At 49.7% G+C, this 14,936-nt stretch carries 13 protein-coding genes and 1 pseudogene; 10 read left to right on the top strand and 4 right to left on the bottom strand.

What is annotated here, in order from left to right; genetic code table 11:
• Window positions 1–45: 45 nt before the first annotated feature.
• Window positions 46–1,059: an alpha/beta hydrolase gene (locus L0M14_RS25000; protein WP_235119147.1), complete on the bottom strand. Its 1,014-nt coding sequence runs from the start codon at window positions 1,057–1,059 to the stop codon at window positions 46–48.
• A gap of 253 nt (window positions 1,060–1,312) precedes the next feature.
• Between L0M14_RS25000 and L0M14_RS24995 the strand changes: the two genes are divergently transcribed.
• Window positions 1,313–2,056: an IclR family transcriptional regulator gene (locus L0M14_RS24995; RefSeq protein WP_235119146.1), complete on the top strand. Its 744-nt coding sequence runs from the start codon at window positions 1,313–1,315 to the stop codon at window positions 2,054–2,056.
• 230 nt (window positions 2,057–2,286) lie between these two features.
• Window positions 2,287–3,198: a cation diffusion facilitator family transporter gene (locus tag L0M14_RS24990; RefSeq protein ID WP_235119145.1), complete on the top strand. Its 912-nt coding sequence runs from the start codon at window positions 2,287–2,289 to the stop codon at window positions 3,196–3,198.
• Window positions 3,199–3,294: 96 nt separating this feature from the next.
• On the opposite strand, the gene sleB is transcribed toward L0M14_RS24990, so the two are convergent.
• Window positions 3,295–3,957 (bottom strand): spore cortex-lytic enzyme, encoded by a 663-nt coding sequence (sleB, locus tag L0M14_RS24985; protein WP_235123030.1) that lies wholly within the window; start codon window positions 3,955–3,957, stop codon window positions 3,295–3,297.
• Window positions 3,958–4,259: 302 nt separating this feature from the next.
• Window positions 4,260–6,977: an aconitate hydratase AcnA gene (acnA, locus tag L0M14_RS24980; protein ID WP_235119144.1), complete on the bottom strand. Its 2,718-nt coding sequence runs from the start codon at window positions 6,975–6,977 to the stop codon at window positions 4,260–4,262.
• A 180-nt stretch (window positions 6,978–7,157) separates the two neighbouring features.
• Here acnA and L0M14_RS24975 point away from each other — a divergent pair, with 180 nt between their 5' ends.
• The 5 genes from L0M14_RS24975 to L0M14_RS24955 all read left to right on the top strand — a co-directional run bounded on the left by L0M14_RS24975 (window position 7,158) and on the right by L0M14_RS24955 (window position 11,298).
• Entirely contained in the window at window positions 7,158–8,165 is a 1,008-nt protein-coding gene (locus L0M14_RS24975; protein WP_235119143.1) for an amidase domain-containing protein, read from the top strand.
• Between the two features lie 33 nt (window positions 8,166–8,198).
• The gene (locus L0M14_RS24970; RefSeq protein ID WP_235119142.1) at window positions 8,199–9,350 is read left to right on the top strand and encodes a D-alanine--D-alanine ligase; all 1,152 of its coding nucleotides are present in this window, start codon (window positions 8,199–8,201) and stop codon (window positions 9,348–9,350) included.
• Between the two features lie 7 nt (window positions 9,351–9,357).
• The gene (locus tag L0M14_RS24965; RefSeq protein WP_235119141.1) at window positions 9,358–9,675 is read left to right on the top strand and encodes a hypothetical protein; all 318 of its coding nucleotides are present in this window, start codon (window positions 9,358–9,360) and stop codon (window positions 9,673–9,675) included.
• Between the two features lie 462 nt (window positions 9,676–10,137).
• Entirely contained in the window at window positions 10,138–10,791 is a 654-nt protein-coding gene (locus tag L0M14_RS24960; RefSeq protein WP_235119140.1) for a FusB/FusC family EF-G-binding protein, read from the top strand.
• Between the two features lie 342 nt (window positions 10,792–11,133).
• A complete protein-coding gene (locus L0M14_RS24955) occupies window positions 11,134–11,298 on the top strand; it encodes a hypothetical protein (protein ID WP_235119139.1) in 165 nt (54 codons plus the stop codon).
• Window positions 11,299–11,433: 135 nt separating this feature from the next.
• Here L0M14_RS24955 and L0M14_RS24950 read toward each other — a convergent pair whose 3' ends face one another.
• Window positions 11,434–11,865 carry an RrF2 family transcriptional regulator gene (locus tag L0M14_RS24950; protein ID WP_235119138.1) on the bottom strand — a complete coding sequence of 144 codons (432 nt, stop codon included), beginning with the start codon at window positions 11,863–11,865 and terminating at the stop codon, window positions 11,434–11,436.
• A gap of 175 nt (window positions 11,866–12,040) precedes the next feature.
• On the opposite strand from L0M14_RS24950, the gene L0M14_RS24945 reads away from it, so the two are divergent.
• The 3 genes and pseudogenes from L0M14_RS24945 to fabI all read left to right on the top strand — a co-directional run bounded on the left by L0M14_RS24945 (window position 12,041) and on the right by fabI (window position 14,799).
• A complete protein-coding gene (locus tag L0M14_RS24945; protein ID WP_235119137.1) occupies window positions 12,041–12,832 on the top strand; it encodes an alpha/beta fold hydrolase in 792 nt (263 codons plus the stop codon).
• Window positions 12,833–12,957: 125 nt separating this feature from the next.
• Entirely contained in the window at window positions 12,958–13,926 is a 969-nt protein-coding gene (gene uvsE / locus L0M14_RS24940; protein WP_235119136.1) for a UV DNA damage repair endonuclease UvsE, read from the top strand.
• A 103-nt stretch (window positions 13,927–14,029) separates the two neighbouring features.
• Window positions 14,030–14,799: pseudogene (gene fabI / locus L0M14_RS24935) on the top strand (enoyl-ACP reductase FabI).
• Window positions 14,800–14,936 lie beyond the last annotated feature (137 nt).

Below are 14,936 nucleotides of genomic sequence, written 5' to 3'. Positions count from 1 at the left end.
TCAGATATAGCTCAAAAAAATGGACCCCATGACGGGGTCCGAGTTCTATAAGGAGGAGGAAATACCGAGATCAGCGTGCATAGGAGTGGAAATCTCCTTCAGAAACCCAAGCGTCCTGCTGAGGTAGGCTTGAGGCTCGGCACGGTATAGCAGTTCATGCTGTCCGTCTTGCAGAATCCAAAGTTTTGTCTTCGTATGGTCAGTTTGCTTGGCAAACGTATCCTCAACCAATTCATAAGGAGCCTTGCTGTCGGCCGTTCCGTGAATAAAGAAGATCGGCATGTCATAGGAAGTGTTGGTGACCTTCTTGTAAGGCACTTCCTGCAGGCTGACTCCGTTCAGCAGCGGGAAGAACAGACGCACTAGAGGCAGGGATGGGAACTTCGGCAGATTCACATACTGCTGCATGTTGTGATACAGCGTATCCGGGTTCAGCAGGAATGTGCTGTCCAGAATCATACCGGAAATGTCCGGACCGCTTTGCAGAGCCGCTTGCAGCGCTGTTCCTGCTCCCATGGAAAAGCCCCAGATATAAATCGGTCCGCTCGACATCTGCTTCACATAATCCACAGCTCCCAGCAATTCCTGGGATTCCTGAATCCCGCCCGTCATCAGACGGTTGTTATCCGGATTCACATAACCGTAGTCGAACATGAGTACGTTATAGTTCTGTTTATGCAGCTCCTGGGCCAGGGTGTAAAGCGGAACCCATAGCTCCTCGCGATTGCCGCCGTAACCGTGAGAGAAGATGACGGTTTTGTCGGAGTTGCCCGGGATGAGCCAACCCTGAAGAGTCGAATTGCCGCTGCGGCTTGGGAATGTGACATCGGAATAAGGAAGTCCCACAGCTAGCTTAGGATTGGAGTGCAGAGGATCGATATGGGGACGAGCAAGCGTCCAGGCGATATAAGCGTGAAAAGCTAGCAGCATACTTGTGCAGAGCACAAGAAATGAAATGAGTATGGTCGGCAGCAACCGCCGTTTGCGCAGCAGCGTTTCGGCAGCCGCTTGTTCTATAGGAGGGCGAAGCGCTCCGGTAGAAATAGACGTAGATGACATGATGAGTCCCTCCTTGCAAGAAAAAAATGCCAAATAAACAAAATATTCTGATAAGTGTTTCTCTACTTTCATGTTAAACTGTATGCGCTTACAAGTCAACGGGCGTACGGAATTGTAAGCCTTCTGTAATGCTGCTGTAATAATGGAAAAGCTAGGAAGGCTTGCTCCTTTACGTGCGCTGCTCGTTTCGCTATACTAGAACTACTTGGTTTCATTTGGTGAAACAACCCTAACGATGAGAGCGGTGTACAGGATGGAAGATGGCAAATTGACCGTGCGCGCGGTAGAGCGCGCTCTAGATATTATGCTTTGTTTTACAAACGCTGCAGAACTTACCTTAACGGAAATTGCAGCTCGGGTTGATCTGCATAAGAGCACCGTACACCGGTTGCTGGCGTCTTTGGAAGGCAAAGGCTTCATTATGCGAGACACCTCAACAGATAAGTATCGCCTAGGTTATCGGCTTTGGGAGTTGTCCGCGCACCTGTCGCCGGATACCGATCCGAGCGTCCTGCTGCTTCCGGAGATGGAGAGGCTGCGCAATCAGCTCGGCGAGACGATCTCCCTGTACGTGCAGGACGGCCTGGAGCGGGTCCGCATCCAGGCGGTGCAGAGCAACCATGCCATTCGCCGCGTAGCCCCTGTCGGGGCGCGAATGCCCCTATACGTCGGCGCCTCGAGCAAGGTGCTCGTCGCCTTTGCTGAGCCTGCTGCGCAGGAGCGGCTGAGCGCGTCGGCCGATTGGCCGGCCGGACTCGATCAGCAAGCGTTCCAGCAGCAGCTCAGCGAAACTAGACGCCTCGGCTACGCCACAAGCGTCGAGGAGCGCGAACCCGGCGCGGCGGCTGTGGCCGCGCCGATCTATGACCGCGGGGGCCGGCTAGTCGCCGCCCTCGCGGTATCGGGCCCAGCGAACAGGCTGACGCTGGAGCTGATGCAAGAGCAGGCGCCGCTGATTATGGAAGCGGCGCGGCGTATGGGGACGATGCTGCGGTAGGCATCGTTCAGACGCTCCTCAGCCTTGCAGCACGTCATGCAGTACGTCGTCCAGAATGCGACTTGTGCTAATCGCAGCATAGATGTTCATCGAGCGCCGCGCGCTGTGACGGATGTTTTATTTGCCGCGGGTCATACTAAGACCTCAGGTTGTACTTGAAGCACAACGTACATAGCTCAGCACATATCATACTTATCAGCCGAAACGATAAGCAAAGGAGTGGCAGCAGCATGCGCAAGACGTCATCCATGATGGCGATCTGGATCAGTTTGGCCAGCAATATTGTGTTGACCGCGCTTAAGATTATCGTCGGATTGTTGTTCAAGAGTCAGGTTTTGATTGCTGACGGCATCCATAATGCAGGGGATGTCATCGCCTCGGCGACGGCTTACAGCTCGATGCGCGTATCCAGTAAACCGGCCGATGAGGAGCATCCTTACGGGCACGGAAAAGCGGAAGTGCTCGGAGCTTTTATTGTAGCCATTATTTTGGGCGGTGCCGCTCTCTATATGGGTTATCATTCGATTCACGCTTTATTCCAGGAGCCGGAAGAGGCGCATATCATGGCATTTGCTGCAGCAATAGTTTCCTTGGTGTGGAAGCAGGTCCTCTATATATACACGATGCGGGAGGGCCGCAAACAGAACAGCAAGGGACTGATAGCTACTGCGTATGATCATTTGGCGGACGTGTATGCTTCCATAGCGGCGTCAATAGGGATCGGGCTTGCGCTGCTGGGGGACCATTACGGCATCCATCTGCTTGCCTATGGAGATCCCGTAGCTGGGATTATTGTTTCCTTTCTTGTCCTGAAACTTGCTTATGAGATGGGCAGCGAATCCTTCGATATTCTCATGGAGCGAAGCGTCAGTACAGATCAGATCGACCAGTACGCGGCTCTGATCCGAACCGTACCGGAAGTCAAGCGAATCGACAGGCTGAGAGCGAGAGAACACGGTCATTACATTCTTGTGGACGCCCGGCTCGGTGTTTCAGGTACGCTGACTATTCAGGAAGGACACGATATCAGCCGTCTGATCAAGAAGAAAATTCAAGATGCTCACACGGACGTGGATGAAGTCCTAGTACACTTAAATCCTTGGTATGCAGATGATTCTAAGGCACCTAAACCGAAGCTTTGACAGTAGCTGCAGAGTACAACGAAGCGGCTTATTCAAGAAAGAGAGGCTATCCGATGTCGGCTTGACATCGAATAGCCTCTCTTTTCGTTTCATGAATTATTTTGCGAATATATGATTGCCGATTTGTACGGTCTGTGGTCTGGACCAGATCCAACTGCTTGTTGCGGTTGCTGGATTAAAATAATATAGAGCACCATAGGTGGGGTCCCAACCTCGAACAGCGTCCTGAGCTGCCATGTAAGCTGCGCTGTCCGGTGTCAGCCAATACTGGCCGTCGCTAACCGCGGTGAAGGCTCCAGGTTGAAATACGATGTCATGAATGTTGTTCGGAAAGCTTCCCGATTGCAATCGATTCATCACAACAGCCCCAACTGCTACTTGTCCTGTATAGCTTTCTCCTCTTGCCTCGCTGTAAATGATTTTAGCTAATATATCAAGGTCCGCTTGGTTGACGGTGTATTTCCGCAAAGCGTTCCATGTGTCTGTTCCTGTATAGCCGTCGGCTGTAAGGCCATAGACCTGTTGAAAGTTTCGTACGGCTGCTGCTGTAGCTGAACCGTAGATCCCATCGAGCGGCTTCGTATAGTAGCCGAGTACTTTTAAACGAAATTGCAGGTCCCATACATCACCGCTGACACTTCCCTGCTTCAAAACAGTAGAAGAAGCCGCGTAAGCCGGCTCACTGAGGCCGCTTGTTGTAGTCCCCACAGCGATAACGGAAAACAGCGTGACAAGGATGAGCTTCTTGATTAATGTCATCATTCATCTCCCCTTTCGCTTTCTCATTATAGGGACGAGGGAGAGCGGGCTCAACCTACACTTATTGGCAAACAGCGGAAAACCCTGCAGCGGCACGCTTTTGAAAAGGTGATGAAGCCTCTGAGCATAATGCTGATTGCTATCTTTTCCTAACTTCCATTTATGCTTCGAAAAGCTGCGAAAGGGGACTGGAATACGCCGACCTTAGCACGTTAGGAATGATCTTAGGCACAATGTGTTGTATTTCTACACAAAAAAAAGCCCGAAACCACCGTTTCCGGCAGTCTCGGACTTTTCCTATATTACTTCTTCTCAGCTATGATTTGGCGAAGAACAGTTTGCAGAATACCGCCATTACGGTAGTAGTCTACGTCTACCATGCTGTCCAGACGCACAAGGGCGCTGAACTCGAAGGAAGTACCGTCTTCACGAGTAGCTGTTACTTTTACAGTGGAGCCTGGTTGCACATCGTTGCTCAGACCTGTGATATCGAAAGTCTCGCGGCCTGTGATACCCAGGGACTTCCAGCTTTCACCGTTTACGAATTGAAGAGGCAGTACGCCCATACCAACCAAGTTACTGCGGTGAATACGCTCGAAGCTTTCTGCGATAACAGCTTTCACGCCTAGCAAGAACGTTCCTTTTGCCGCCCAGTCACGGGAGCTTCCTGTACCGTATTCTTTACCTGCGATAACAACAAGGTTAGTTCCGGCATCTTGATACTTCATGGAAGCATCGTAGATGGACTCAACTTCACCGGTAGGCAGGTAAGTCGTTACGCCGCCTTCAGTTCCTGGAGCCACTTGGTTACGAATGCGGATGTTCGCGAATGTACCGCGCATCATCACTTCGTGGTTACCGCGGCGGGAACCGTAGGAGTTGAAATCTTCTCTCTTCACGCCATGCTCGATCAGGTATTTACCCCCAGGGCTGTCAACTTTGATGTTACCTGCAGGGGAGATATGGTCTGTAGTAACGGAATCGCCCATGAGCGCCAAAGTTTTCGCGCCGCGGATGTCGGCGATATCGTCAAGAACGGTACCCAAGTCTGTGAAGAAAGGAGGCTCTTGAATGTACGTGGAGTTCGTATCGAACTCGTACAGGTCGCCTTCCGGAACAGCGATTTGGTTGAAGCGCTCGTTGGCACGGAATACGTCTTTGTATTTATCACGGAACATGTCTGCAGTCAGTGCAGTTCCCAGAGCTTCTTGGATCTCTTGGTTTGTAGGCCAGATGTCTTTCAGGTAGACAGGCTTATCGTTCTGGTCGTAACCGATAGGGTCCTTAGCCAGGTCGATGTTCACTGTTCCTGCAAGCGCGTATGCCACTACAAGCGGAGGAGAAGCCAGGTAGTTTGCTTTTACTTGAGCATGTACGCGGCCTTCGAAGTTACGGTTACCGGAAAGAACAGCCGCAACTGTCATGTCGTTGTCAGCGATTGCTTTGCTAACTTCGTCAGGAAGCGGACCGGAGTTACCGATACAAGTCGCACAGCCGTAGCCAGCAACGTGGAAACCAAGTGCTTCCAGGGATTCAAGCAATCCTGCTTTTTTCAGGTACTCGGTAACAACCAAGGAACCTGGAGTCAGGGAGCTCTTCACGTATGCCGGTTTTTTCAGACCAAGAGCAACAGCTTTCTTTGCAACGAGGCCCGCGCCCAGCATAACACTTGGGTTGGATGTATTCGTACAAGAAGTGATCGCTGCGATAACAACTGCGCCAGTACCCATTTTCACGGAATCGCCATTAGCGTAGTTTACATCAACAACTTCTTCGATTTTCTCTTCAGTGAGGCCGTATCCGCCTTTTTCGATTGGCGTACGGATGATGGAGTTGAAAGCTTCCTTCATATTCGTAAGCTCAATGCGGTCTTGCGGGCGCTTAGGACCAGCCAAGCTTGGTACGACTGTGCTCAGGTCAAGCTCGATCACGTCTGTGAATACTGGATCCGGAGTTTCGTCGGTACGGAACATGCCTTGAGCTTTGTAGTAAGCTTCTACAAGCGCGATTTGATCTTCTTCACGGCCAGTGCCTCTCATGTAGTTCAGCGTTTCGCTGTCTACAGGGAAGAAGCCGATGGTAGCGCCGTACTCAGGAGCCATGTTGGCAACTGTTGCACGGTCAGCCAGGGAGATGTTGCTCAGACCAGGACCGTAGAATTCTACGAATTTACCTACGACGCCTTTTTTACGAAGCATTTGTGTAACAGTCAAAGCAAGGTCAGTTGCCGTTGCGCCTTCTGCCAGGCTGCCAGTCAATTTAAAACCGATAACTTCAGGAGCTACGAAGTACAGCGGTTGTCCGAGCATTCCAGCTTCTGCTTCGATACCGCCGACACCCCAACCTACGACACCAAGACCGTTGATCATGGTTGTGTGGGAGTCTGTTCCTACAAGGGAATCCGGGTATACGACAGTTTCGCCGTCAATAGTTTTGGTAGCTGCTACGGAAGCCAGGTACTCTAGGTTAACTTGGTGAACGATACCTGTTGAAGGAGGGACAGCACGGAAGTTATCGAATGCTGTTTGCGCCCAACGCAGGAAGCGGTAGCGCTCTTCGTTACGTTCGAATTCCAGGTTAATATTGGTATCTAAAGCGTCAGGCGATCCGAAAGCGTCGACCATGACGGAGTGGTCAATAACAAGGTCTACAGGAACAAGCGGGTTGATCCGTTTAGGATCTCCGCCTTCACGAGCCATAGTCGCGCGCATTGCCGCAAGGTCTACGACGACTGGAACGCCTGTGAAGTCTTGAAGAACGATACGTGCAGGAATGAAAGGAATTTCTTTGTTCTCGTCACGGCCGTTAGCCCAGCCTGCGATTTGTTTCACGTGCTCTTGCGTAATAGCTCTGCCATCGAATTGGCGAACAGCCGCTTCCAGCAAAACTTTGATCGAGAACGGCAAGTTGCTGATCGTGCCGTTGCCTTGGTTCTCAAAGTCAGGCAGGCTGTAATATTGGAAGTTTTGGTTTCCAACGTTTAACTGCTTACGAACAGAAAAAGTGTCCTTGTTGGACATGGTGAGTTCCTCCTCAAATCAAATTTCATTCGGTTTCATGTGGTGAAACTGAATTTCATTTATCCCTCTGTCTCAAGTATACCGTCTTACCAAGGCTACGTAAAGAATTATTTCAATCATTTTTCGCCCGAAAAAAACATATATTGAATCAAATTCATGCCTGCTCGGAGGTCTAAATCCATGTCCTGGAAAACTGCTGTCTACCATTATGTGCATGCAAAAAATCAAGCCGAGCTTCTGGGCTCTGCAGAACCGATTTCTCCCTATATGAAAGACGATGGTTATTTGCAGATTCAGCAGCGCAGATTGGAGCAAATGAGCGGCAGCTGCAAGACACGAGGAGCACAGGCTCTCCGGTCTGAAACGAAGCTTCGATTCACCCGCGTCAAAACAACGGAGCACGGAGTTATAGCGGAAATTGAGATGCGCCGTCAGCTTCACTATCAAATTGGAACAGCAACCTATACAGAGGAAAGAATAGAGCCCGAACGCCTGCTGCTCGACACCTACGAAGGCAAATGGCTTGTGCGAAGCGCTGAAGCTTTAGGGCGTGAGAGAGGCACATCGATCAAGCATGGAGCTTTCCCAACCATAGCCGAGGCCGGAGATCAGCCGCAAAGAAGTCCTTCGCTCCCTTTTCTCAATCATAGTATACTCAACAGCACGGAAAGCCTATCAAGAAAAATCCGTTATGACCGCGAGAAGGCCGTGGCATATGCCGAAACTTGGTGGAATCGGTCTAATCCCCGGTTTATGGAGTTTGAAGTTGACTGTACGAATTATGTCTCGCAATGCCTCTTTGCAGGCGGGGCGCCTATGGACTATACTGGGAAAAGGGATTCAGGCTGGTGGTTTTCAGGTAAGCAGGGCTCCCAGGAGCTTTGGAGCTTCAGTTGGGCGGTCGCCCACAGTCTGCAATCGTTCGTTACCCGTAGTCGTAGAGGACTTCATGGCGTTGAAGTAACGGAACCATGGGAGCTTCAGCCTGGTGACATGATCAGCTATGACTGGGATGGCGACGGGCGATTCCAACACAATGCAATTGTAACTGCAAGAGATGTGAACGGGATGCCGCTGGTGAACGCACACACGTACAACAGTCGTAACCGTTACTGGGATTACCGGGATTCTCCGGCATGGACGGAACGTACTCGATATGTTTTTGTTCGAATTGCCGATGACATGTAACTATAGAACAGGAATATTAGACGGAGGTACGTCATGAACCGCAAAATACGAGTAGGATTGGTATACGGGGGGAAGTCAGGAGAGCATAACGTTTCCTTGCAAACCGCGCTTGCCGTCATGAAAGCCATGGATTTCAGCAAATATGAAGTAACGCCTTTTTACATAACCAAGCAAGGAGAATGGAAAAGCGGTCCAAAGCTCCTTGCAGCGCCTGCGGGAACCAAGGAATTGACCTTCGGGGAGTCCGCGGCGGAAAGCGGTTCCTCCACCTCTTATGCGCTTTCCCCCATTTTCAGCTCCATGGGAGCCAAAGGAGAAGTACAGGTTGCAGCGGCCTCAGGGCAAGAGCAAGCTTCGTCGGCAGGACTTGATGTGATATTCCCCTTGCTGCACGGGACCTTCGGTGAGGACGGTACGATTCAGGGATTATTCGAAATGGCGAACATCCCTTATGTAGGTGCAGGCGTACTGGCTTCTTCAGTAGGCATGGACAAAGTCATGATGAAGAAGGTTTTTGCTCAAGAGGGGCTTCCGCAATGCGTATTCCGTCATTTTACGAAGACGCAGTGGGAGAAGGACAGAGCTTATCATTTAATGGAGCTCGAAACTGCGATCGGCTACCCCTGCTTTGTAAAACCAGCTAATCTGGGCTCCAGCGTCGGCGTGTCCAAAGCTAGAAACCAAGAGGAACTGATCCAGGCTGTCACATTCGCGTTCCAATACGATCGCAAAGTGATCGTGGAGGAGAATATCGATGCGCGGGAAGTAGAGGTCGCGGTACTTGGCAACGACGAACCGCAGGCATCCGTACCAGGTGAGATCGTATCCTCGAATGAATTCTACGATTATAAAGCAAAATACATCGACGGCAAATCCGCTATGAACATTCCGGCTGAAATCTCCGAAGAGATCGGCGAGCAGCTGAGAGAGTATGCGATCCGCGCGTTTCTGGCTATTGATGGCAGCGGGTTGTCCCGTGTCGACTTCTTTGTTGGCAAGACGGACGGCAAAATCTATATTAATGAAATTAATACAATGCCAGGCTTTACGCCGTTCAGCATGTATCCGCTGTTATGGAAAGAGACCGGCAAGCCGTACAGCGAGCTGCTGGATGATCTGATTCGTCTGGCTATTGAGCGGCATGAGGCGAAGCAAGCGATTCAATATACTTTTGATGTGGAGTAGATGAAGCATGGGATTCCAAACCGAATTTAATTCTGTCTGTAAATTCAAGTCGGAGCAGGAGCTGTACGAACTATTGGAATACGGCCGTGGCAAGATGGTGAAAAGCGGCTTTCGCGTATTTCCTACCGGGCAAAAGGTGGTCGCCTACACTCCGGATAACCAGGCCATTGCCATTGTCAAGATCGTGGCTTCCATCGCCGAAATTAATTTTCAAGGCGAAGAAGTGACGCAGGTGGAAATGGAGCTTGTGCGGAGGCTGACCGAGGAAGAGGCTAGAATCCAAACAGCGCTGGCTCATGAGATGTTTTTTGGTGAACAGGGGTAGGCCCCCAGGGGCGATAAGCGATTAAGGATTTACACGTCAGTAACCCGTTTTGCAGGCCGCTTGAGCGCGCATGTAGACGGGTTATTTATATTGATTGGCAGTCTAGGTATTCACCGGAATGATTGGTCATACCGATACTCTCCATTGAAACAGGCGAAATGCCTTGTTAAAATATAGAGGCACTCCCGCAAAGCCAGTGAATAAGTCTTAAAAGCCAAGTCAAGGCTCCACTTTGCGAGGTTTTGTTATCATTGGGGTAGTTCTGCCCAAAGGAGTTGATACCGGTGGCAATAAAGGATTGCCAGATTGGCTCAAGTTCATGCAAAGCCCATTATAGAGGCGATACTTTGCATGGGCGTATAACGAATTGATAGAAATCGCCCGTTAGCGCAACAGGTCGGTTCTAACGATGCGGCTTTGCCCTTATTGAACGTCTATATCTAATAAGGAGCTGAACCCATCATGTGTGAACCATTTATCCATAATCATCAATATAATTTAGTGAAAAATCAAGCTGATTTGCTGCTACAGGCTTATCGGACGGCCTCTGACTCGAAGGTGCTGGAATCGGTGAAGTACTCGGTAGAAACGAAGATCCTTGAGCTGTTTCCTGACGCTACCGCTGCTCAGAAGCAAATGCTGGGTGCTGTGTCGGTCTTACGGGCTGCGGAGGAATTTCAAGCGTATCTGAAGGCTCTTCAGGAATATCTGCTTCCGTTCCCGGCCATTACAGCCAAGCAAATCCAGAAGCTGTTTCCGAAAAATAAAAAGCTAAAGCTTCCCGATCTTGCCGGTCTCGATTACCGCTTTATGACGTATTTGAGCTGGGTCGATATCTCAACCAATAAATTGTTTATCGTGGTTCCTATGAACGGGCAGTTTGTCGGCGTGGAGGGAAGGTATACCCTTACCCATAAAAAGAGCTACTGCTTCGTGTGCAACCAGTTTGAGGAGCTTGCTCTGTTCACCGCCGTTTCCCGCAAACGTCCTGCGAACACCTCGCCTGATTATTACAAGGCTGTCGGTAATTATTTGTGCATGGACGGTCATGAATGCAACAAGAATATAACGGATACCGCTTCACTGGAACAGTTTGTTTCTAGCGTTATAGGATAGGTAAATGCAAACGCCCAAAAACCATTACTTTCGCCTTTTCGGCTGAAGGTAATGGTTTTTTTTGATGATCCAATTAAGTGTCTTGGGTCGTCGAGCATTTTTGCAGTACTATACAAACTTAGTACTTACTCTTTCGCTTCTTAGAACATAAACTAGGAATAAAGTGATAATGAGGAGCGGGAGTGAGGATATGGAGCATCGAGAGCGCCATGATAGACGATTCATTTCCTATTGGATTTTTAATCTGCTTCTGGGGATCCCAACCCCTTTTGTGTGTATATGGCTAATCTTTCATTTCTACGGTTTTATGGCTCGGCCCAGCCGAAGGAGAAGCTCATTTCCGTGGGTGTTATGATTATATATGCAGCCATCTGGTTTATGGGCAACTACCTGAGTCTTCGCAAGGAAGATGCCGGTACTAGAATCGGGATGCAGCTGCTAAGTCCCGTCATAATAGGGGCTGTCGCTTACGTAAGCTTTCAAATTTTTAAGATGCTCGTACAATAAAATCTAAGGTGCTCGCAAGCAGCTCTAACGCTGTTGTGAGGCCTTTTTTTATGCTTTACAAGAGGGGGAAGTAAAGTAATTGAAAGTAATTGAACCAGCTTCGCTAGTCTGTCTCTACTTGTGGGCCTATTTCATTCAACCCTCTGAGATGATTTGGTGTGCGAGCTGGCTAATGGTGACTTGGGAAAGCTGTTGCTCTAAGGCGGCTTGTACGTTTCCGTAGACTCCGTGTAATAAAAAAGGCATTTTACTGCCTACCGGACACTCGGGATTGGGGTTTGGGTGGATAACAAATAATTCACTATGCTCTTCCTGCTGAATAGCCTGATACACCTCAAGCAGTGTAATTTGCTCGGCGGAGCGGGTCAGGCTGATTGCGGCGCCGGCCCCTAAGGTAGATACAAGAAGTCCTGCCTGGGTTAGCTTCCGCATGATGCGCCGAATGACAGCGGGATTCGCGTTCACACTTGCTCCAAGAAGCTCGGAGGTTGTCCTGCCTGCCTTATTGAACTCCAAAAAACAGAGTATGTGAATGGCTACAGAAAATTGCTGGCTGCTGTTTGCCACTAGATTTCCTTCTTTCTGGTCTTGTTACTGTAAGTGTAGAGCTTCGGGGTCATGAAATCAACGGTACCTTTGGCAAATGTGGAAGTTGACATAATGAAAATACACAGCTAATATAAATGTAATGGTAACAGATACTGTTACATAAACTAAACAATAATCAGTGAGGTGCTTGAATATGAAAGTTCGAGTAAACGGTGTAGAGCTATTTGTGGAGTCAAGTGGTCAAGGAGACGTAGCTCTTGTTTTTATGCACTATTATGGGGGATCGTCGAGAACATGGCTGGAGGTCATAGACGGTTTAAAGGAGCAATACCGCTGCTATGCTTATGACCACAGAGGGTGGGGAGAATCGGATAAATCAGCCGTTTCCTATGGGATTACCGATCTCGCAGACGATGCCGAGGCGCTCATTCGAGAGCTTGGATTAACTAGGTATGTGCTTGTAGGACATTCCATGGGAGCCAAGGCGGCGCAACTTCTGGCATCCCGCTGTCCAGAAGGGCTGGAGGCTCTTGTGCTTGTAGCTCCATCTCCGCCTACACCTCAGGATATGCCTCCTGATTTCAGGCAGGCGATGGTTCATTTCTATGACACGAGAGAAGGTGCCGAAGCAGCCTTCAACAATATCGTGAGGCTGCCTCTGAAGGAGCACGTCAGAGAGATGGTGCTGGAAGATATGCAGAAAAGCTGCCCGCCAGCCCGTGCCGCATGGCCGGAAACTGCTATGATTGAGGATATATCTGCCTCCGTCGCATCGATTCAGGCCCCGACACTCATACTGGCCGGTGAGATGGATCCGGTTGATCGTCTCGAAGCTGTCGAAAGAGAGGTTGCTGGAAGAATCCCGCCGGCTAGACTGGAGGTTCTTCGTAATACGGGGCACTTGTCGCCTCTTGAAGTTCCCCGAGAAATCGCTGAGCGCATTACTGCATTTTTATCTGAAACAGTTCCCGGTGCTTCTGCATAAAGAAAGTTCGTATCCCTGATCGGAAATTACCGCACTAGATAAACGCGAGAACGCGATTCCTTCATGCATGTCCCTAATCTGGATCGGGTAACCTATTCAGGAATCTGTAAGGGGGACTTTGGAGAATGATCATTCGTTTCGGTTACGTTGCCATGTCAACCATGGTCAAAAATGCTTCTCCGTCCAGAACGATGACGGTTACAAACTTTAATAAGCTTACCGACAGAGAGGCGGCTATTCGAAAGTTGGAGCGTCTGGGCGCAGAGAATATCCATAACTCGCTCAGGCTGCTTCGGCATAACCGCGCCCATGATATACACGTTTTTCGTTTCTCATCCAAGCTGATTCCACTGTTCGGTCACGAAATGCTGGAGGACTGGGACCCTATTACAGTGCTTGCGGAGGATTTTAAGGAGCTTGGCAACTATGTCAAAGAGAACCAGATGCGCGTCAGCTTTCATCCGGATCATTTTACAGTGCTGAGTACACCGAAGAAAGATGTGTTGAAAAAGTCAGTAGAAGATCTCCAAAGGCACTCCGCGATGCTGAATGCTATGGGCCTTGGCAGTGAGTCGCTATGCAACATTCATGTCGGAGGCATCTATGGAGATAAGCCCAAAGCAGGCGAACGGTTTGTACAGCAGTTCTCGGATATGAGAACCGAAATTCAAAAGCGAATCACGCTTGAGAATGATGACAAGACGTTCACCGCATTGGAAACGTTGGAGATTGCCGAGCAGGTAAGCACTCCGATGGTGCTCGATGTCCATCATCATCAAGTCAATAATAACGGGGAGGATGCCGCCAAGCTTTGGCCGCGGATTGCGGAGACCTGGAAGCGCGAGGACTTAGCCGGACTGCCTCCCAAGATTCACGTTTCCAGTCCGAAGAGCGAGAAGGACCCCAGAAGCCATGCCGACTATGTGGAGGCTGAACCCCTGTACCGATTTTTCAAGGAGATTGCTCCGATTACCCCGAGGCTCGACGTCATGATTGAAGCCAAGATGAAAGACGGGGCGCTTGTTCAGTTGATGGAAGACTTGAAGTCCTTAAGTGGGGTTACGGCTTTGAATCAAGCTTCAATTGAGATGTAAGCCGGTAAGAGAAGTTATTTCTTGAAATGTGGGACAAAATGGGTTACTTTGAAGATTGAAAGTCGAAGTACAATCCATTGGTGAGAGGGGTTTCTTAATCCAAATGAGTCAATTGTTATCCGGCAAAAATATACTGGTCATGGGTGTAGCCAACGATCGAAGCATCGCTTGGGCTATCGCTCAATCCCTTGCAGCGCAAGGCGCAAAGCTCGCTTTTACCTATGAGAACGAGAGAGTGGAAGAGCGAGTGCGCAAACTGGCTGATACCATTCCAGGATCGATCCTGCTGCCATGTAACGTCACTGTAGACGCAGAAATCGATACGCTCGTAAGCACATTGAAAGAAAAATTTGGGGTGCTTCACGGCTTTGTACATAGTATTGCATTTGCCAAAACGGAAGAGCTGGAAGGTCTGTTCGTAGATACTTCTCGCGAAGGCTTTGCTTTGGCGCACGATATCAGCGCCTACTCGCTGGTTGCCGTATCCAAGCGCGTGTATCCGCTGATGACAGAAGGCGGCAGCATCATGACGATGACCTACCTGGGCGCTGAGCGTGCCATGAAGAATTACAACGTGATGGGCGTTGCCAAAGCGGCTCTGGAAGCCAGTGTGCGCTATCTGGCGAATGACCTCGGTCAATTCGGCGTCCGTGTGAACGGATCTCCGCCGGCCCAATTCGTACCTTGGCTGCGAAAGGCATCAAGGATTTCAACTCGATTCTTCGCCAAGTGGAAGAGAAGGCGCCTCTGCGCAAAACAACAGAGACAGCCGAAGTTGGGGACACCGCGATGTTCCTGATGAGCAACCTCTCCCGCGGTATTACGGGCGAAGTGATTTATGTAGACGGTGGCTATCATATTGTGGGTGTGTAAGTAGGAAAGCGTACAAGTTTAATTGAAGAAGCCTTTTCTAAGTGTATTTTCTTGGATAAAGGCTTCTTTTATATTTTTTCGATAAAAAGGTATATATTACGACAAAAAATAAGCAAAAAGACCCAAATGGTGATTGA

This window comes from Paenibacillus hexagrammi, from assembly GCF_021513275.1.
Taxonomy (GTDB): domain Bacteria; phylum Bacillota; class Bacilli; order Paenibacillales; family NBRC-103111; genus Paenibacillus_E; species Paenibacillus_E hexagrammi.
The sequence above is the reverse complement of the archived record's forward strand: the minus strand, read 5'-3'. Positions and strand labels throughout refer to the sequence as shown.